The organism is Streptomyces pseudoechinosporeus, assembly GCF_054783935.1.
Genome location: NZ_BAAGPS010000034.1, coordinates 19,624 through 36,734, shown reverse-complemented (window position 1 = coordinate 36,734; position 17,111 = coordinate 19,624). Strand labels below are relative to the sequence as shown.

At 69.9% G+C, this 17,111-nt stretch carries 19 protein-coding genes and 2 pseudogenes; 7 read left to right on the top strand and 14 right to left on the bottom strand.

The window, feature by feature from the left end; translation table 11 throughout:
• Positions 1–220 precede the first annotated feature (220 nt).
• Positions 221–1,207 (bottom strand): hypothetical protein, encoded by a 987-nt coding sequence (locus ACYVO6_RS30935; RefSeq protein WP_461066942.1) that lies wholly within the window; start codon positions 1,205–1,207, stop codon positions 221–223.
• A gap of 378 nt (positions 1,208–1,585) precedes the next feature.
• On the opposite strand from ACYVO6_RS30935, the gene purN reads away from it, so the two are divergent.
• On the top strand, positions 1,586–2,224 hold the full coding sequence (gene purN / locus ACYVO6_RS30930; protein ID WP_461066940.1) for a phosphoribosylglycinamide formyltransferase: 639 nt from the start codon (positions 1,586–1,588) through the stop codon (positions 2,222–2,224).
• A complete protein-coding gene (gene purH / locus ACYVO6_RS30925; RefSeq protein ID WP_461066938.1) occupies positions 2,221–3,792 on the top strand; it encodes a bifunctional phosphoribosylaminoimidazolecarboxamide formyltransferase/IMP cyclohydrolase in 1,572 nt (523 codons plus the stop codon). The genes purN and purH overlap by 4 nt, the downstream gene beginning before the upstream one ends.
• A 96-nt stretch (positions 3,793–3,888) precedes the next feature.
• On the opposite strand, the gene ACYVO6_RS30920 is transcribed toward purH, so the two are convergent.
• Complete coding sequence (locus ACYVO6_RS30920; protein ID WP_461066936.1) at positions 3,889–5,817, bottom strand: protein kinase domain-containing protein; 1,929 nt, start codon at positions 5,815–5,817, stop codon at positions 3,889–3,891.
• A 181-nt stretch (positions 5,818–5,998) separates the two neighbouring features.
• Between ACYVO6_RS30920 and ACYVO6_RS30915 the strand changes: the two genes are divergently transcribed.
• Positions 5,999–6,187 (top strand): hypothetical protein, encoded by a 189-nt coding sequence (locus ACYVO6_RS30915; protein WP_461066934.1) that lies wholly within the window; start codon positions 5,999–6,001, stop codon positions 6,185–6,187.
• A 73-nt stretch (positions 6,188–6,260) separates the two neighbouring features.
• On the opposite strand, the gene ACYVO6_RS30910 is transcribed toward ACYVO6_RS30915, so the two are convergent.
• From ACYVO6_RS30910 to ACYVO6_RS30895, 4 genes are all read right to left on the bottom strand, one after another.
• The gene (locus ACYVO6_RS30910; RefSeq protein WP_461066932.1) at positions 6,261–6,704 is read right to left on the bottom strand and encodes a peptidoglycan-binding domain-containing protein; all 444 of its coding nucleotides are present in this window, start codon (positions 6,702–6,704) and stop codon (positions 6,261–6,263) included.
• Between the two features lie 149 nt (positions 6,705–6,853).
• The gene (locus tag ACYVO6_RS30905; protein ID WP_461066930.1) at positions 6,854–7,300 is read right to left on the bottom strand and encodes a peptidoglycan-binding domain-containing protein; all 447 of its coding nucleotides are present in this window, start codon (positions 7,298–7,300) and stop codon (positions 6,854–6,856) included.
• 51 nt (positions 7,301–7,351) lie between these two features.
• Complete coding sequence (locus ACYVO6_RS30900; RefSeq protein ID WP_461066928.1) at positions 7,352–7,732, bottom strand: peptidoglycan-binding domain-containing protein; 381 nt, start codon at positions 7,730–7,732, stop codon at positions 7,352–7,354.
• Positions 7,733–7,856: 124 nt separating this feature from the next.
• Positions 7,857–8,759, bottom strand: a complete 903-nt coding sequence (locus ACYVO6_RS30895) for a peptidoglycan-binding protein (protein ID WP_461066926.1) — start codon at positions 8,757–8,759, stop codon at positions 7,857–7,859.
• On the opposite strand from ACYVO6_RS30895, the gene ACYVO6_RS30890 reads away from it, so the two are divergent.
• Positions 8,691–8,840, top strand: coding sequence for a DUF397 domain-containing protein (locus ACYVO6_RS30890; protein WP_461066964.1), 150 nt, complete (start codon positions 8,691–8,693; stop codon positions 8,838–8,840). The genes ACYVO6_RS30895 and ACYVO6_RS30890 overlap by 69 nt on opposite strands.
• Here ACYVO6_RS30890 and ACYVO6_RS30885 read toward each other — a convergent pair whose 3' ends face one another.
• The 3 genes from ACYVO6_RS30885 to ACYVO6_RS30875 form a co-directional block, all read right to left on the bottom strand.
• Positions 8,841–9,902, bottom strand: a complete 1,062-nt coding sequence (locus tag ACYVO6_RS30885; RefSeq protein ID WP_461066924.1) for an endonuclease/exonuclease/phosphatase family protein — start codon at positions 9,900–9,902, stop codon at positions 8,841–8,843. It abuts the gene before it with no gap.
• Between the two features lie 447 nt (positions 9,903–10,349).
• Entirely contained in the window at positions 10,350–11,798 is a 1,449-nt protein-coding gene (locus tag ACYVO6_RS30880) for a serine/threonine-protein kinase (RefSeq protein ID WP_461066922.1), read from the bottom strand.
• Positions 11,795–12,535, bottom strand: a complete 741-nt coding sequence (locus ACYVO6_RS30875; protein ID WP_461066920.1) for an FHA domain-containing protein — start codon at positions 12,533–12,535, stop codon at positions 11,795–11,797. The genes ACYVO6_RS30880 and ACYVO6_RS30875 overlap by 4 nt, the downstream gene beginning before the upstream one ends.
• 154 nt (positions 12,536–12,689) lie before the next feature.
• On the opposite strand from ACYVO6_RS30875, the pseudogene ACYVO6_RS30870 reads away from it, so the two are divergent.
• Positions 12,690–12,885: pseudogene (locus tag ACYVO6_RS30870) on the top strand (DUF397 domain-containing protein).
• Here ACYVO6_RS30870 and ACYVO6_RS30865 read toward each other — a convergent pair.
• From ACYVO6_RS30865 to ACYVO6_RS30845, 5 genes and pseudogenes are all read right to left on the bottom strand, one after another.
• The gene (locus ACYVO6_RS30865) at positions 12,876–13,253 is read right to left on the bottom strand and encodes a hypothetical protein (RefSeq protein ID WP_461066918.1); all 378 of its coding nucleotides are present in this window, start codon (positions 13,251–13,253) and stop codon (positions 12,876–12,878) included. The pseudogene ACYVO6_RS30870 and the gene ACYVO6_RS30865 sit on opposite strands and share 10 nt — an antisense overlap.
• Before the next feature lie 155 nt (positions 13,254–13,408).
• Positions 13,409–14,743 (bottom strand): protein kinase domain-containing protein, encoded by a 1,335-nt coding sequence (locus ACYVO6_RS30860; protein WP_461066916.1) that lies wholly within the window; start codon positions 14,741–14,743, stop codon positions 13,409–13,411.
• Between the two features lie 20 nt (positions 14,744–14,763).
• Positions 14,764–15,174 (bottom strand): annotated as a pseudogene (locus tag ACYVO6_RS30855) (FHA domain-containing protein); the annotation flags it as partial.
• Between the two features lie 146 nt (positions 15,175–15,320).
• Positions 15,321–15,686, bottom strand: coding sequence for an ATP-binding protein (locus ACYVO6_RS30850; RefSeq protein ID WP_461066914.1), 366 nt, complete (start codon positions 15,684–15,686; stop codon positions 15,321–15,323).
• Entirely contained in the window at positions 15,683–15,928 is a 246-nt protein-coding gene (locus tag ACYVO6_RS30845) for a hypothetical protein (RefSeq protein WP_461066912.1), read from the bottom strand. The genes ACYVO6_RS30850 and ACYVO6_RS30845 overlap by 4 nt, the downstream gene beginning before the upstream one ends.
• Before the next feature lie 128 nt (positions 15,929–16,056).
• Here ACYVO6_RS30845 and ACYVO6_RS30840 point away from each other — a divergent pair, with 128 nt between their 5' ends.
• Both ACYVO6_RS30840 and ACYVO6_RS30835 read left to right on the top strand, forming a co-directional pair.
• The gene (locus ACYVO6_RS30840) at positions 16,057–16,911 is read left to right on the top strand and encodes a helix-turn-helix domain-containing protein (protein ID WP_461066910.1); all 855 of its coding nucleotides are present in this window, start codon (positions 16,057–16,059) and stop codon (positions 16,909–16,911) included.
• Positions 16,889–17,110 (top strand): DUF397 domain-containing protein, encoded by a 222-nt coding sequence (locus ACYVO6_RS30835; protein WP_461066908.1) that lies wholly within the window; start codon positions 16,889–16,891, stop codon positions 17,108–17,110. The genes ACYVO6_RS30840 and ACYVO6_RS30835 overlap by 23 nt, the downstream gene beginning before the upstream one ends.
• The last annotated feature ends 1 nt before the right edge of the window (position 17,111 follow it).

Genomic DNA, 17,111 nt, shown 5'->3' with positions numbered 1-17,111 from the left:
CGTCAGGGGCGCGGGGAACTGCGCGACCAGCCACGACGCACCCGCAGCCGCGACACCACCTGTCACTCCCCACCCCCTTGGGGGCCTGGGGGCGCAGCCCCCCGTTTCGGGAAGGGGCGGGGTGGGGAAGAGAACCCCCCACCCGAGCCACGACTCGCCCGCAGCCGAAACGCGACCCTGGGGGGTGCGGGGGCGGAGCCCCTGGTGGATCGGGGCGCCCTCAGGTGCGCGAACCCAGCAACCCCCGCAGCTCCTCCGGCAGGAGCCTGTCGCAGGACTGCCTCGCTGTGTTGGTGAGGGAGTCGTTCACGCATGTGTAGTAGTCGCGGTACACGAGCTGGGCCGTGAAGCCGGCCGCGACCATCGCGAGGGCCAGGGATGCTGTGACCAGGCCGCTTATCGCCGCCGTGGTCTGGGGGCGGGCGCCGGAGCCGGGCGGGGGTGCCGGGGTGTCCGGGTCCGGGGTGCGGGGCTTGGCGCGTAGGGCGCTGATGCCCCAGTACAGGGCCAGCGCGCCGAGCAGCAGCGCGACGTACGGCCAGCTGAACAGGGCGAAGAAGAAGGCCCACATGCCTGAGAGCAGGGCGTACCGTGCGCGGCGCTGGGACGGGTCCGTCGGGTCCCAGCGCGGACCGGCGTCGGGGCCGCCGGATCCTTCCGGGCCGCCCTGTCCGCCGGGCCCGCCCGAGGAGCCGGGCCGGTCACCGAAACCGCCGCCCTGCGCGGGCCCTGGCTGCCGGTCGCTCCACTGGCTGCCCCATGGTGAACGCCCGCCGTTGCCGCCCTGCCCCTCGTCCGACCCCTGTCCGTCCGCAGGCCGACGCGGCTGCCACGGCCGGTCGGGCGTGCCCTCCGGCGGAGGCGCGAAGGGGTTGTCGTCCGCGGGCGCCGGGGCTCCCTGCCCACCCTGCGACGACGAGTCCCCGGCCGGGTTCCCGGCACCGGAGGCGCCGGAGGGCCGCGTCGAACCGCCCTCCGACCCCTCGCCCTCACGCGGCGGAGTGGCCGACGAGGACGAGTGCCGCTCCCGTATCAGCAGCCCTTCGCGCCCGCCTCCCTGCGCAGGCGCGACCCCGGACGGCCGGTCGGACGCGAACGACGGGAAGGACGGGACGAACGCACCCTGCCCCCCTCCCTCCGCGACCCCTGTGGGGCCGGACGCGAAGGAGGGGAGGAGTGGGAGGAGTCGGAGGCTGCGGTCCGGCATCAGGTGTGCGTCTTCCCCTTGGTGAATCAAGTCTGCGAATCAGGTCGATGGATCGGGCTGGCGGATCAAGCTGGCGGGTCGGGCTGGTCGAGCAGGCGGTGGAGCAAGCGGGTGGAGCAGCGGCAGGCGTCGTGTCCGAGTTTCGTCCCCGCCCCTGGTCAACGTCTCATGCGTCGGAGGCGTTCCCCCCACGTGGACCGTGTTCCCCGGCGGATCCTTCCCAGACGCTACCTTCCGGCCACGCCCCCGTCCCAAGGGGGCCGATCGCTGTGCCGGTATCGTTGCTGACGGTCGGCCGCTTCGTAGACTTCCCCGTATCAGGGGGCGTGAAGCATTCGTACGACCCTACAAACGCTCTCCCGAGAAAGGGCCCCTGCCGTGGCCGCCAACCCCGTGGCCAAGCGCCTCGTCGTACTGGTCTCCGGATCAGGTACGAACCTGCAGGCTCTTCTCAACGCGATCGCAACGCAGGGCAGATCCGTCTACGGGGCCGAGATCGTCGCGGTCGGCGCCGACCGTACGGGCATCGAGGGCCTCGCGCGGGCCGAGCGCGCGGGTCTGCCCACCTTCGTGTGCCGCGTGAAGGACTACGCGACCAGGGACGAGTGGGACAGCGCGCTGACCGAGGCCACGGCGGCGTACGAGCCGGATCTGGTCGTCTCGGCCGGGTTCATGAAGATCGTGGGCAAGGAGTTCCTGGCCCGCTTCGGCGGCCGGTTCGTGAACACCCACCCCGCGCTGCTGCCCAGCTTCCCGGGAGCGCACGGCGTCCGGGACGCCCTCGCGTACGGCGTGAAGGTCACCGGCTGCACCGTCCACTTCGTCGACGACGGCGTCGACACCGGCCCGATCATCGCTCAGGGCGTGGTCGAGGTCCGGGACGAGGACTACGAGGACGAGGGTGCCGCTCTCCATGAGCGCATCAAGGATGTCGAGCGAAGGCTGCTCGTCGATGTCGTGGGGCGGCTCGCCCGTCACGGCTATCGCATTGAGGGACGAAAGGTAGTTATCCCGTGACCGCCGAAGTGACCACGGAAGGCACACAGCGCCCGATCAAGCGCGCGCTGATCAGCGTCTACGACAAGACCGGGCTCGAGGACCTCGCCCGCGGACTGCACGAGGCCGGGGTCGCACTCGTCTCCACCGGTTCCACCGCCGCCAGGATCGCCGCCGCCGGCGTCCCGGTCACCAAGGTCGAGGAACTCACCGGGTTCCCCGAGTGCCTGGACGGCCGCGTCAAGACGCTGCACCCGCGCGTGCACGCCGGGATCCTTGCCGATCTCCGGCTCGAGGACCATCGCAACCAGCTGGCCGAGCTGGGCGTGGAGCCCTTCGATCTCGTTGTCGTGAACCTCTACCCCTTCACCGAGACCGTCGCCTCGGGCGCCTCCCCCGACGAGTGCGTCGAGCAGATCGATATCGGCGGTCCCTCCATGGTCCGGGCCGCCGCCAAGAACCACCCCTCGGTCGCGGTCGTCGTCAGCCCCGACCGCTACGGCGACGTGCTCAAGGCGGTCGCGGCCGGCGGCTTCGACCTCACCGCGCGCAAGCGGCTCGCCGCGGAGGCCTTCCAGCACACCGCCGAGTACGACGTGGCGGTCGCGGGCTGGTTCGCCGGCGACTACGCCGGTGACGGCGGGGAATTCCCGGGCTTCATCGGCGTCACGTACGAGCGGAAGAACGTGCTGCGATACGGCGAGAACCCGCACCAGGCCGCCGCCCTCTACACGGGAGGTTGCGGCGGTCTCGCCGAGTCCGAGCAGCTGCACGGCAAGGAGATGTCGTACAACAACTACGTCGACACGGACGCCGCCCGCCGTGCCGCGTACGACCACACCGAGCCCTGCGTCGCGATCATCAAGCACACCAACCCGTGCGGCATCGCGATCGGCGCCGATGTCGCCGAGGCGCACCGCAAGGCGCACGACTGCGACCCGGCCTCCGCGTACGGCGGTGTCATCGCCGTCAACCGGCCGGTCAGCAAGGCGATGGCCGAACAGGTCGCGGAGATCTTCACCGAGGTCATCGTCGCGCCCGGCTACGAGGATGGCGCCCTCGAAGCGCTCGCCAAGAAGAAGAACATCCGCGTCCTGCGCTGCCCGGAGGCACCGGAGGCCTCAGCGGAGTTCCGGCCGATCGACGGCGGCGGCCTCGCCCAGATCACGGACGTCTTCCAGGCCGAGGGCGACGACCCCGCCAACTGGACGCTGGCGACCGGCGAGGCGCTGAGCCCCGAGGAGCTGCGGGAGCTGGCCTTCGCGTGGAAGGCCAGCCGGGCCGTGAAGTCCAACGCGATCCTGCTCGCCAAGAACGGCGCCTCGGTCGGCGTCGGCATGGGCCAGGTCAACCGCGTCGACTCCGCGAAACTGGCGGTGGAGCGGGCGGGCGCCGAGCGCGCGCAGGGTGCGTACGCCGCGTCCGACGCGTTCTTCCCCTTCCCGGACGGCCTGGAGATCCTCACCGAGGCCGGCGTCAAGGCTGTGGTCCAGCCCGGCGGTTCGATCCGTGACGAGCAGGTCGTGGAGGCCGCGCAGAAGGCGGGCGTCACGATGTACTTCACGGGGACGCGGCACTTCTTCCACTGACATTGACGCTGAAGCTGACTGGAAGCGTGGACGGCCCGCCGGTGGTGCACCGGCGGGCCGTTGTCGTCTGCTGCTCGGCTGTCGAGTCGTCTGCCGTTACGTCCTACTGCGCAGCGCCGCCCAGGTGTTGGGGCCCACGTCGCCGTCGACGTTCAGCCCTTTGTCGCCCTGGAACCGCTTGACCGCGGTCAAGGTGTCCTGGCCGAACTGGCCGTCCACCCCCGCGTTCCCGACGCTGTATCCGCGTTTGGTCAGCATGCACTGCACCTGCGTCACCCGCTGGTTCTTGTCGCCGAACTGCGTGAGCTGGGTGCCGGAGTAGTACGTGCACTGGGAGATCCACGGCGGTGTGGGTGGCGGCTGGGCCGTGGTCTTCGTCGGGGAGGGGCGCGGGCTGATGCCGCCACCGTCCCCGCCTCCGCTCCCACCGCTTCCGCCGGGCGTGGCCGTCGGCGTCACCGTGGGCGTGGCGCCCTCAGCACCGCCCGTGCCGCCCCCGGCCCCGGCTTCGGCGTCGCCTGCGGAGGAATCGTCCTCCTTGCCCCTCTCCTCCTCACCACTCCCGTCATCCTTCTCCTTGCTGGGAGACGGAGAAGCGGAGGAACCGGGCAGCGGCGCCCTCGCCTTGTCATCGGGGGTGCTGGTCTCGGAGGCCGTCGGCGTCGAAGAGGCCGCCGTGTCCTCGGTGTTCGGCCGGGTGAGCAGGAAGGCGCTCACGGCGACGGCACACACCGCGAGCCCCGCGGCGACGGCGAAGTACACCTTCTTGCGCCCGCGCCCGGCAGCCGGAGGATGACCGGGGGTTGGTCCCGGCTGCGGTACGCCGACCGAGGGCGGACCGAACTGCCCCGGCGGCGTCGGCGCACCGTACCCACCCGGCGGCGTCTGCGACCCCGGCCCGTACCCACCCGGCGGCGCCTGTGATCCCGGCCCGTACGCCCCCGGCGGCGTAGCCGGCCCGAAGCCCGGCCCCGGAGCAGGGGCCGCCACCCGCTGCGTAGGCGTGCGTAAATGGCCGGTCTGCTGGACGGAGGCGTGCCGCAGCACCTCGCAGGCCCGGCGGCGGTCGAGCAGCCGGGAGTCGAGCGGTTCCTGCCAGGAGGACGCCGTGGACTCTGAGGACGCCGCGGAGCCGTGTGCCTCGGCCGCTTCGATCAGCTGTCGCGGGTTCGGCCGCCCGGCGGGATCCTTGGCCAGGCAGCTGGTCAGCAGGGCGGCCAACGAGGCGTCCATGGCCGCGACTTCACCCATGATCTCCGCGTCGGGCTCCTCGTACGCCACGCGGTGCAGTACGTCCACTCCGGTGCCGTCACCGAACGGGGCGTGCCCGGTGGTGGCGTACACGAGTGTGCCCGCGAGCGAGAACACGTCCGAGGCGGTGTCGCAGCGGCCCTCCCTGAGGTACTCGGGCGACATGAAGGAGGGGGTGCCGACCCTGTTGCCGGTGCCGGTGATCGCGCTGGCGTCCACGGCCTGCGAGATGCCGAAGTCGATGACGTGCGCGCCCTGTTCGGACAGGATCACGTTGGACGGCTTGAGGTCCCGGTGCACGACCCCTTCGGCGGACAGCGCCGACAGGGCCCGGCCGAGCTCCGCCACGAGGCGCCAGGCCCCGGCCGGTTCCAGTACGCCGCATTCCTTGACGGCGTCCGAGAGGCTGAGGCCGGGCACATACCGCGTGGCCATCCACAGCAGCTCGTCCTGGAACGCGGTACCCAGCAGCTCCGGCGCGTGCGGCGGTCCGACCCGGGCGTGCACGGCCGCCTCACGCTCGAACCGCCGCCGGAAGTCGGCGTCCTCGGCGTACTCGGGCCTGATCACCTTGACGGCGGCGAGTCCCGGTCCGTCGTCGACGGGCTGCGCCAGATAGACCCGGCCCATCCCGCCGCTGCCGAGCCGCCCCAGTGGTACGTACGGGCCGATCTGCCCCGGATCCGCGGGCTGCAGCGGGGTGGCACCGGCCTGCCCCAGCGCGGCGTTCCCGGTCGCCGGCGAATACGGCGACTCGGGCCGCTGGTCTGACATGGGTCCCCCCGATGCGCTGTTCTTCCACAGCCGTTCTTTCGCAAATGGCTGGTTAGTCACTCCAGTTGACACGAGGCTATCGCGGGCTCGTGCGTCCCGCCGCCGTCTCAGGCCAACGGCGGCTCTGCGTCAAGCCGTTGCCTCAGTAACTCTGCGGCGGTACGGCCGGAGCCTGGCGCGGTTGGGCAGGGAACCGCGCGCCGCCGTACGACTGAGCGGCCGGTCGGGGTACGGGCGAACCGGTGGTGCCGGGGGTTCCGGCGGCGCGCCGGGCACCGCCGCCGGAGACGGCCGCGGCGCCGATCATCAGGCCGACGCCGGCGAGGGCATCGACGAGTACGTCGTCGGTGTCGCGCTGGGCCAGCCGTAGCCGTTGGCAAGGCCTCCCACATGGTCGCCCTCGTTTCAGCGCCGGACGACCGGCGTGTGCTGGGCGAGGTGCCTCAGAGTCGTACGCACCTGAAGGAGCCGCCCCGCGTGTACTCCCACTTGAGGTTCTTGCGGGACTGTGTGCCGTAGCCGCCGTCCGCGCTGATGTTCTCCTTGCCCTGGGCGTAGATGAGTGCGTTCTTGGTGGCGTTGCCGAAGATGCCGTCGACGTCCAGGCTGCGGCCGTAGCACACGTTCAGCGACCGCTGGAGCATGGCGACGGACGTGCTCTCCGCGCCGGGGTTCATATAGCAGTCCGCGTTGCCGTTGTAGCCCGGGATGTATGCCTTGTAGGTGACGCTGGAGATCGTCTTGGAGTTGCTCGCGTAGCCGTCGTTGCACCAGCCGGCGTACGCGGCGGCCGGGGCGGCCGTGGCGATGCCGAGCCCGAGCCCGGACAGCAGCATGAGGCCGGTGACGGCCCCCGCCTTGGCGCGCAGCCCTTGAAGCTTCTGCATGGTCCCCCTCATTTCTGCACCGGACGGTCCGGCGCGTGTTCTTGAGCAGGGCCGGGCCGCGGGGCAAGCACGCGGCCCGGCTTACTGTCCCTGTGGGTCAGTACAGCTGTGGGGCAGGGTCGGCCGTGCGGAGCCTGCCCCACAGCGCGCTACCAATTGGTGGGTTCAAGGCACGTCCAGCGGCCGTTGCCGCTGTACTGGTAGGCCCACTCGATGTTTGTGCGCGTCTGTGTGCCGTAGCCGCCGTCCGCGCTGATGTTCTCCTCGTCCTGGGCGTGGATGAGGGCGTTCTTGGTGGCGTTGCCGAAGATTCCGTCGACGTCCAGGCTGCGGCCGTAACACTTGTTCAGCGTTGTCTGCAGCGCTGATACGGCCTTGCTCTGCGCGCCCTTGTTCATGTAGCAGTCGACGTTGCCGTTGTAGGCCGGAATCATCGTGTGGAAGCCGGAGTTGGAGATCGGCTTGTCCACCCAGCCGTTGCAGTAACCCGCGTAGGCGGCGGCCGGTGTCGCGGTGGCCAGGCCGAGCCCGGCGCCGGACAGTAGAACGGCTGCGGCGAAGATGCCCGCCTTGGCTCGCACACGAGTAAGTTCCACGTTTCATTCCCCATTCGCTCTCGTTCTGCTGCCTGACGTACCTGCGGGGTGTTACGGAAGGGTCCCGCAGACGCCGTCGCTGGCCCGCCACTTCAGCTTGTCGCGGGTCTTCGGGCCGTACACACCGTCGTCATCGAGCCTCAGAGCGCGCTGCACGATCTCCAGCTGCGTTTCGGTGATCTCCCCGAAGTGGCCGTCGACCTCCACACTGCTCCGCCCGTGGCAGTAACGCAGCGAGCGCTGGATCGCCTTCACATGCGAACCGGAGGCTCCCCGGGCGGTGATGCAGTCCCGATTCGCGTTGTAGGCGGGGATCTGGGCCAGGCTGTGGTCGCCGCCGCTGACGAAGTCGCCCTGTGTGGTGTTGCACCAACTCGCCGCCGCGGCCGGAGTCGCCGTGCCGACCACACCTAGGCCGGACAGCAGCATCATTCCCGCTACTACGCTCGCCTTGGCGCGTATTGTGCGGATCCTCTTCATACGTCACTCTCCCCGTTGGCTGTGCATGGGCTTGGGCTGGAGGGCTCGGCGCTCACGTGAGAGCGCGGGGCGGTGCTCAGAACGGCCCACAGCCCTGGAAGCTGCCGTCCAGCTTCTTGTGACGCGGCCACTTCAACGCGTCGCGGGTGTTGGGACCGTAGATCCCGTCCTGCCCGGTGCCGGCCTTGCCCTGCGCGGCCCACAGGGCCGAGTAGGTCTTCGGGCCGAAGATCCCGTCGACGTCCTTCTGCGATTCCAGGCCCACGTCGTAGCAGTCCTTCAACGCCTGCTGCAGCGCCTTGACGTGGTTGCCGCTGGCACCCTGGGCCATGGTGCAGTTGGTGCTGGTGCCGTTGGCCGGAACGTAGATGTGGTTGGAGCTGCCCTTCATGATCGACTTACCGGTGTTGCAGTAGCCCGCAGCCGCCGCCGGAGAGGCCGTAGCGGCCACACCCAGTCCGGCGATCAGCATGAGCCCGGCCGTGACACCCGCCTTGGCACGCAGCGTGTGAACCTTCTTCATGAGTTGTTCCCCCTTGTTCTCGGTGGCCGTGGGCGTTTCAGCCGCACCTGCCAAGCAACGAGTCTCGGGGACAGCCGCGCCGCGGCATACCTCAAACGTTTCAGGGTCGGCCCCGAAGTCGCTTGTGGCACAGCGAAATTCGCACCACACCGTCTTGCCGCGGTGGCACTGCTCCACGCCCCAGCGCACCGCGACCGCGTCGAGCAGGAGGAGGCCGCGGCCCGTCTCGTCGTCGGGGGTAGCCCGGCGGAGGATGAGCCAGGAGTACGGGTCCGGGTCGGTCACCTCCAGGCGGATACGGCCGCCGTCGTGGGCGAGCCGCACGGTGACCGGCGTCTCCTCGCCGACGTGGACGATCACGTTCGTCAGTAACTCGCTTACGCAGAGCTGCACTTCGGGGCAGGGGATGCCGACCTCCCCGACCTCGTCCCCGTCCGCGACTCCAAGACCCCCCACGGCCCTGCCCTCGTCTTCCCCGCGAACGCCTGGGGCAACTTCGTCGGTGCGCTCAAGGGCGAGGCCGCGTCGGCATGTTGATCAGAGGGTGATGCTGAGGGAGGCCCACAGGGGCAGGTGGTCCGAGTAGAGGGACTTGGTGGGACCGGCGGAGTTCACCTCGACCACTCCCCGGGTCAGGAAGATGTAGTCGAACTTCTCGCCGCCCAGAGTGGTGGCGCCCCCGGACAGGCAAGCGGGCCCCGGAGTGGGAGGTGTGTCGCTCTCGCAGGGGCTGTCGACTTCTCCGTACCGCCCGGTGGTGTCGGTGGAGTAGCGGCTGCTGTAGATCTGCTTCATCTCGTTGTCGAGCGGCTCGGCGTTGAAGTCGCCGCCCAGGAAGTGGACGTAGCCCGCGTACTCCGTCTCAAGGATGCTCACGGCGTTGGCGATCTCCGTATCGCGGTAGTCCGCGTCCTGTTCGGAGCTCCCGGAGGTCGTGTGCGCGGAACACGCCGCCGCGCTGAGGAAGTTCGAGGTGACGCACAGCATCTCGCGCTGTTCCCCTGAGGGGGTACCGAGGCTGTGGCTCTTCGCAGTGGCTCCGGTGCCGAAGTACGTGTTCTTCGTGATGATGGCGTTGCCGTAGAGCGAACGAGGACTGTTCCTGTCCGGGCCTCCGTAGCCGGGGTCGTTCTCGTCCTGGACCGGGTTGTAGCACTGGGCGTCCGCACCGGATCCCGTCTTCACCGGGTCGAAGCTGATGGTGTACGTGGGCAGCTTCTCGGCCAGCTCCTCCATCCAGTCCCCGCACGCCTCCTGCACGGTGAGGAAAGCGGGCTGGTGGTCCGCGATGCTCCTGTAGAGGGCGTCCACGGCGTGCTGGCCCATGTAGGTGTCCTCTTCCTCCTCCCACACCTCCTCCGGGATGCTGCGCTTCACGTTGCCGCCGGCCATGTTGAAGGTGCCTATCTCACCGAGGTCGTACCGGTCGTTCTGGCTGACGGCCGAGTCGGCGGTGGCAGCGACCGAGGCCGAGGCCGAGGTGAAGGACGACGCACCGAGCAGACCCAATGCCAGAGCTGTGGCCGCGGCGAGAGCCGTTCGTGTACGGGTCCTACCGGTGGACCTCCAGCGGTTGTCCCGGGACTGGCTGCCGAACATGAGGACTCCTACTCCTGCTGTCTCTGTGCCGGATGAGGGAAATCGTCGTCATGGAGGGACACGTGGTCCCCATGGCGTACGTACCTCACCTTGGCGAGAGTGAAGGGGGCGGGGAACCTGAAACTCTTCAGGTTCCCCGCCCCCTTTCACGATCCGTCATCGTGGTGGCCACGGCGCACGAGGCCCGGAGAGCGAGGGCAGGAGAGTGGCGCCGCAAGCCATCGACAACGGGGGATTCTCATGACCAGGCACAAGCGGTTCGTCACTTGAGCCGACGCGGTAGCCCTTCGGGACCGGGACGGTTGTGGCGTGGGGGAGTTCGGTCACCGGACCGCTCCACTGAAGACGGGCTTCTCGCCCACGATGACGCCGTACACGGATCGCCCCATACCCTGCCTTGATGAGGCTCAGGGTATGGGGCATCCCCGTCACCCCGGCGCGACGGTGTCAGTCCGAGGCCCCGTCCCCGCAGTGCTCGATCCACTTGTGGGACAGCGGAGCGTAGGTGCCCGCTAGGTTCCCCTGGGCGCGTTGGGCGGTGCAGCCGGTCCGGTTGCGTGAGTTCTTGCGGGTGATGTCCTCGCCGACGGGCGTGAAGTCGCGGCCCCGGTAGTAGGCCACGCCCGCGAGGCCCGTCGACTCGTCACCGTTGTTGAAGATCGACTTCACCGGGCGGTCACGGGTCCACATGCACGTCTCCTCGCCCGACAGCCAGTCGGCGTCGTCGCCCTTCCAGCTGCACAACTCGCCCATGCCGAACTCCTCGCTGAAGAAGCAGACGGACCCGAAGGGGCAGCGGTGATAGCCGTACGTCGGCCCGTCGTCCCGCATCGCGTACGTCACCGTCGCGGCCAACGCCAGCACAGTCGCCGCGAGGCCGGTCGCCAGGGCGGGGCGGAGCCACCTGCGGGGGCGGAGCCGGGGCAGGCGGGGTGAGCGGATGGTTCCGGCTGCCTGTTCCACCCGGCGCAGCAACGAGGCGGTGTCGGCGTAACGGGCGGCGCGCTCCTCGTGCGTGGGGGCCAGGCAGTCGGTGATGATCTCCCGCCAGTCCGGGGGGAGTTCGGAGGACAGGCGTAGCTCCTCGGCGCCGCGCGCGTACCGCACCGCCGCGTCGCAGCGGGCCTCCGTGGTGCCGCCGGGGAGGGGGAAGGCACCGGTCAGGACGAGGTGGGCCAGCACGCCGAAGGCCCAGATGTCGGCGGTCGGGCGGATCTGCTGGCCGCGTTCGCTGATCTCGGACCAGAGGAGTTCCGGCGGGGTGTAGTCGGGGGTGGAGAAGGCGGGCGCGTAGGCGTGGGTGCCCTCCATCTCCGCGGCCATGTTGAAGTCGGCGAGCCGGGCGGAACCGTCCTTCATCAGGAGCACGTTGGCCGGCTTGAGATCGCCGTGCACCCAGCCCGCGTGGTGCAGCTGGTGCAGGCCTTCGCAGACCTGGGCGAGAAGGGCGGGCCCGGATTCCGGGGTGGGGGACAGGTCCAGCAGCGCTGCGAGGGAACCCTCGGCCCGTTCCAGTACGAGGACGGTGGCGCCGTCGAGTTCGGGCTGCTGAGGGTCGTCGACCGTCAGCGCCTCGTACATCCGGATCAACCGTGGTGAGCGCAGCCGCTTCAACAACTCCTGTTCGCGGTGGGCCAGTTCGCGCAGGTGGTGCAGTTGGCGCGGGGTACGGGTGCCGGTCGGCAGGAACTTCAGCGCGGCGTACCGGGGCAGCGGACCGGCTCCGCCGCCGTCGGCGGTCTCCTCGGCGGCCCCGGCCTCGGTCTCGCCTCCGTCACCGGTGCGTCGGGCCGCGTAGACGCTGCCGAACGCGCCGGACGCGAGGGGCTCGCGCACCTCCCAGGGGCCCACCCGGTAGCCCTTCGGAACGGGGACGGCGTAGGAGCGTCCGTTCACCGCGCCACCTCGCTCGGGACCGCCGCGAGCACGACGAGATCGTCTTCCCGTACGAGGTCGAAACGGAGCGCGAGCGAGACCAGCGACTCCTTCTTGCCGTAGAGGCGTGGGCCGGGTTCCGCCGTGTCCGGGGCGGGTCTCAGACGGAGCTTGACCGCCAGGTAGTCGATGTTCCAGTAGACGGAGGAGCGGTTGGCCGCGGGCCAGGTGTGCCGCAGGCGCTCCACGAGCTGGTCGACGGTGGGCGGCGGGGCGTGCGGTGCGCCGCGTAGCCGGGGCTCGCACAGGGCGGCCAGCACCGCGAAGTACCGCTTGGTGCGGTCGAGGGAGAACGCCTGGGCCGTGGTGGCGCCGGAGAGCCCGGGGTGGGCTGCGCTGCGGTAGGTGTGGCGTGGCGCCCACACGTCGAAGCTGAGCAGCTCGCCCGCCGCGGGCAGTACCACGCGCGAGAACTCGAACGACACGGGCGCGTCCAGGCGGCCCGGTGCGACCTTGATGTGCTCGCCCGCGCCCTCCGGGTTCTCCACCACGTACGTCTGGTCCTGGCTGAGGTTGCTCAGGATCCAGAAGGCCCGGTGCGCGGTGATCTCACCGGCGATCCGGGAGACCCCTTCGTGTGCGATCGCAAGCCCGTTGCCGGTCTCGGACCGGCCGAAAGTGAGCCGCTCACCCGCCGAGAGCCTGATCTGGTCGTCCGATCCAGTGCCGCACGGCGGCACCACAATGACGCTGTACATGGAGTAGTCCCCCTCCTCCTGGCCCAACGAGGGTCAGACTAAGGGGTGTTACTGGGGACATGTCCCGGCGGCGCGACGAGGACACGGCCGTTGAGTGAGCAACAGTGCGAAGCCACCCGGATCAATCACTTTTCGTTCGCCTGAAGTTCACTCGATGCTCTGCTTGGGAACGGGACAGCCCTGTTCGCGCGCCTCACGGCAAGTCGAGGTCCGCGACGACCTCCCCGGCGTCGTCCCCGTCCGTGACTCCAAGAACCCCCAGGGGCCCTGCCCTCCTGTTCCCCGCTCGCGCCTGGGCGGAGTTCGTCGGCACCCTCAAGGGCGTTGCCGCGCCCGTGAGTCATTCGTAGGCGGCGACGCAGCCCGCGGCGACGAGGAAGAGACCGGACAGTATCGCCAGCCCGATGACGTCGCCGTGGCCGTACGAGGGCTTGCTCAGGACGTCCAGGTTCTCCGCCAGGCGGGGCTCTTCGGGGTCGTAGACAACCCTGAGTTCCTCGCCGACCTGGGGAATGCGCTCATGTGTCTGCACGATGGCGCGGACCTCTCCCTTCTCCGGGTCCGGCCAGTAGCCGCAGCGGACGCGGATCGGGCCGTCTTCCTTGGCGGCGTTGAGGTGCTCCCGGCAGACCGCCTTGATGACGCGTCCGTGCTTGCGCAGTCGGCGTTGACGACGACTCTCGGGATAGGAGACGAGTACCGCGATGCTGCCGATCACGACCCAGATGATGACCAAGGCCAGCACAGTGCCCCCCGTCCTGGCGTGCCGTGTATGGGATGGGACGGATGTGTCCCGATCCATCCCATCCATCCCTAGCAGTTCCCGGAGGTATGGGGAAGGGCCGGGCCCGCTCGGCCCCTCCGCTCAGCCCCTCAGTCCTTGGTGCGCAGCGCACGCCACGTGTCCGGGCCGACGATGCCGTCCGCGTCCAGGCCGGCCCGCTTCTGGAAGGTGACGACCGCCGCATGGGTCAGAGGGCCGAAGTCGCCGTCCACCTCGCCGACTTCGGTGATGCCGTGCAGATGCTTGAGCAGGCACTGGGCCTCTCTGACCTGGCTGCCCCCGTCACCCTGCTTGATGACGAAGTCCCAGGTGCCGTTCCAGCCCGCCGTGTAGCCGCGGCCGTGGGTCTCGTCCTCGTACGGCGCGGGCTTCTCGCAGGTGGGCGGCGCCGAGGCGGCCGGGGCCTGGTCCCGCAGGGTGTACGCCACTGTCGCCGTCGTCGCCAGCAATGCCGCGGCAATCGCGGCCGCCAGGGCGGGGCGCCGCCACTTTCTGGGCCGCAGTCTCGGCAGCCGGGCCGAGCGGGAGGCGCCCGCGGCTTCCTCCACCCGGCGCAGCAGCGCGGCGGTGTCGGCGGCGCGCTGCTCGTGCGTGGGGGCCAGGCAGTCGCGGACGATCTCCCGCCAGGCGTCCGGGAGTTGAGGCGACAGGCGCAGTTCCTCGGCGCCCCGCGCATAGCGCGTCGCCGCATCGGCGCGCGCCTCCGTGCTGCCGCCCGGCAGCGGGAACGCCCCCGTCAGGACGACGTGGGCGAGGACGCCGAAGGCCCAGATGTCGGCGGTGGGCCGGATCCGCGTACCCCGCTCGTCCATCTCGGACCAGAGCAGTTCCGGCGGTGTGTAGTCGGGGGTGGCGAAAGCGGGGGCGTAGGCGTGGGTGCCTTCCATCTCGGCCGCCAGGTTGAAGTCGGCCAGCCGGACCGTACCGTCCTTCATCAGCAGCACGTTGGCGGGCTTGAGGTCGCCGTGCACCCAGCCCGCGTGGTGCAGCTGGTGCAGGCCCTCGCAGATCTGGGCCAGGAGTGCGGGGCCGGAGTCAGGTGCCGGAGTCTGGTCCAGCAGGGCGTCCAGGGAGCCCTCGGCCTGTTCCAGTACGAGGACGGTGGCGCCGTCCAGTTCCGGATGGTCCGAGTCGTCGACCGTCAGCGCCTCGTACATGCGGATCAGGCGGGGTGCGCGCAGCCGCCCCAGCAACTCCACCTCGCGCTCGGCCAGTTCGCGCAGGTGGTGCAACTGGCGCGGGGTACGGGTGCCGGTGGGCAGGAACTTCAGCGCCGCCTGACGGGGCAGGTCCGGCTCCGCGTCGCCGGCGAGCCTTGCCGTGTAGACGGTGGCGAACGCGCCGGAGGCGAGGGGTTCGCGGATCTCCCACGGTCCGACCCGGTAGCCCTTCGGCACGGGGACCGCGTACGACTGCCCGGTCACCGCGTCACCTGGCTCGGGGCGGCGAACGCCGGGACGGTGGCCGCTCCGGAGAGCCCGTGCCGGGCGATGCTGCGGAAGACATGGCGCGGCGCCCAGACGTCGAAGGTGAGCAGGTCACCGGCGGCGGGCAGCACCACGCGCGAGAACTCGAACGGTACGGGCGCGTCCACGCGCCCCGGCACGACCTTGATGTGTTCGCCCGCGCCCTCCGGGTTCTCCACGACGTACGTCTGGTCCTCGCTGAAGTTGCTCAGCAGCCAGAAGTTCCGGTGCGCCGTGATCTCGCCGGCGACCCGGGGCACCCCCTCGTGCGCGATGGTGAGCCCGTCGTCCGTCCCGGCCCGCCCGAACGCGAGCCGTTCCCCGGTGGCGATCCTGAACTGTCCGTCTACATCGCCACACGACGGCGGCACCACGATGACGCTGTACATGGAGTCGTCCCCTCCCCCAATTGCCCATGGGATCCACCGTCCCGCAGGTCAACGAGCGGAAGGGTAAGGGAAGTTCGTGAACGCCTGAGAAGCATTCGCGGAGCACGGCGAGTCGGCCGCCGGCCTTTGGCCGAGAAACCCGCTGTTCACAGGGCGCACTCGCACCACACCGTCTTGCCGCCCGGCCCCTGCTCCACGCCCCAGCACAGCGCGACCGCGTCGAGCAGCAGGAGGCCGCGGCCCGTCTCGTCGTCCGGCCCCGGCCGACGCCGGATGAGCCAGGCGTACGCCTCCGGGTCGCTGACCTCCAGGCGCGTACGGCCACCGTCCGTACGGCTCAGACGGACCGTCACCGGCGTGCCCTCGCCGAGGTGGTTGATCACGTTCGCCAGCAACTCGCTGACACAGAGCTGCACTTCGGGGCAGGGCCCGCCCAAGTACTCGCGCACAGCCCGACGTACCTCGGGAACAGCCTTGGCCACCGCGAGCAGTTCGAGGACCAGGGGCCTCATCGGCCCGCCGCCTTGTGCAGGACCTCGGCCAGCTTGCGGGCGGTGGCCGTGTTGCAGTTGCCGAGCGCCACGAGGCCCTTGTGACGCGGCGGGTAGGTCCCCGCGAAGGCCGCCGCCTCGACGCCGAGCGACGGCAGCGTGATGCCGTTGGCGGCCAGTGCGGTGCGGAGGTGCTCCGCGCAGGCGTGCACGTCGTCGTGCTCGTACGCGTGCGTGCGGTCGCCGTCGTTCGTGTGTCCCATGAGTGGGTACGCCCTTCCAGTGCGCTCTGTGACGAATCAGTCACACACTGACGTGGGTTCGCGTACCGTGAAAGGGCTTTGGGTTGCGCAGGGCAAGCCGGGCAACTGGCAAAAGGCGGTGGTGAGTTGTGCCTCCTCGTAAGGATCCCGACGCGTCGGTGAGTGTTCCGTGCTTCTACGGCGCCGAGTTGCGCTACCAGAGGGAGGCGGCGGGCCTGACGCTGGAGCAGCTGGCGGAGGGCAGCTTCCGGGGCATCTCGTTCCTCAGCCAGATCGAGCGGGGCGAGCGGCGGATGCCGGACGATCTGGCCCGGCACGTCGACGAGAAGCTGGGGACGGACGGGTTTTTCGAGCGGCGCTGTGAAGACGCGGCGAAGGCCCGGCGGGCTGGGCATCCGTTGTACTTCGCGGATGTGCCGGACCTGGAGAAGCAGGCGGAGACGCTGGAGGAATGGGCGCCCGACGTCATCCCGGGGCTTCTTCAGACCAAGGCGTACATGCGGGGCCTCATTCGGTACGGGGCGCCGTGGACGCCACCAGAGACGGTCGAAGAGCGTGTCCGTGCCCGGATGGCGCGTGCGGATCTGTGGAAACGCGCGGACCGGCCCACCTACTGGGCGATCCTGCGGGAGTCGGTCATCCGGAACACACCGCTTCCACCGGCGGTGATGGCCGAGCAGTTGGAGCACATCCTCGATGTCATCCGGTCCACGCAGAGCGTTCTGCAGGTCGTTCCGGAAACGACCCCCTGGCATCCTCTCGCGCATGGCATGGCCAAGATCATGACCTTTGCTGATGCTCCGCCGCTGGTGTGGACGGAGGCTGATTTCGAGGGTCGTATCGTCGACTATCCAGCCACTGTGCAGGAGTACCGCCGTAAGTATGATCTGCTCAGGGCCGTCGCACTCCCACCGGACGCGTCCCTTGCCATGATCGAAGAAGCAGCAAGGACCTACCGAGATGAAGCGCAGCAAGGGGATTGACCTGAGCCCCGCCGTCTGGCGCAAGAGCAGCTACAGCAACCCCGATGGCGCCGACTGCGTCGAAGTCGCCGACAACCTCCCCGACTTCGTCCCCGTCCGCGACTCCAAGAACATCCAGGGCCCCGCCCTCCTGTTCCCCGCCCGCGCCTGGGCCCCGTTCATCACCGCGCTCAAGGGCGGCGACGTACCGACGAGTTGAT

Coding starts and splice junctions, on each gene's coding strand:
- ACYVO6_RS30935 (WP_461066942.1), bottom strand. CDS start 1,207: ATGCCGGACCGCAGCCTCCGACTCCTCCCACTCCTCCCCTCCTTCGCG.
- ACYVO6_RS30920 (WP_461066936.1), bottom strand. CDS start 5,817: ATGTCAGACCAGCGGCCCGAGTCGCCGTATTCGCCGGCGACCGGGAAC.
- ACYVO6_RS30910 (WP_461066932.1), bottom strand. CDS start 6,704: ATGCAGAAGCTTCAAGGGCTGCGCGCCAAGGCGGGGGCCGTCACCGGC.
- ACYVO6_RS30900 (WP_461066928.1), bottom strand. CDS start 7,732: ATGATGCTGCTGTCCGGCCTAGGTGTGGTCGGCACGGCGACTCCGGCC.
- ACYVO6_RS30885 (WP_461066924.1), bottom strand. CDS start 9,902: ATGTTCGGCAGCCAGTCCCGGGACAACCGCTGGAGGTCCACCGGTAGG.
- ACYVO6_RS30875 (WP_461066920.1), bottom strand. CDS start 12,535: ATGTACAGCGTCATTGTGGTGCCGCCGTGCGGCACTGGATCGGACGAC.
- ACYVO6_RS30850 (WP_461066914.1), bottom strand. CDS start 15,686: ATGAGGCCCCTGGTCCTCGAACTGCTCGCGGTGGCCAAGGCTGTTCCC.
- ACYVO6_RS30845 (WP_461066912.1), bottom strand. CDS start 15,928: ATGGGACACACGAACGACGGCGACCGCACGCACGCGTACGAGCACGAC.
- ACYVO6_RS30835 (WP_461066908.1), top strand. CDS start 16,889: ATGAAGCGCAGCAAGGGGATTGACCTGAGCCCCGCCGTCTGGCGCAAG.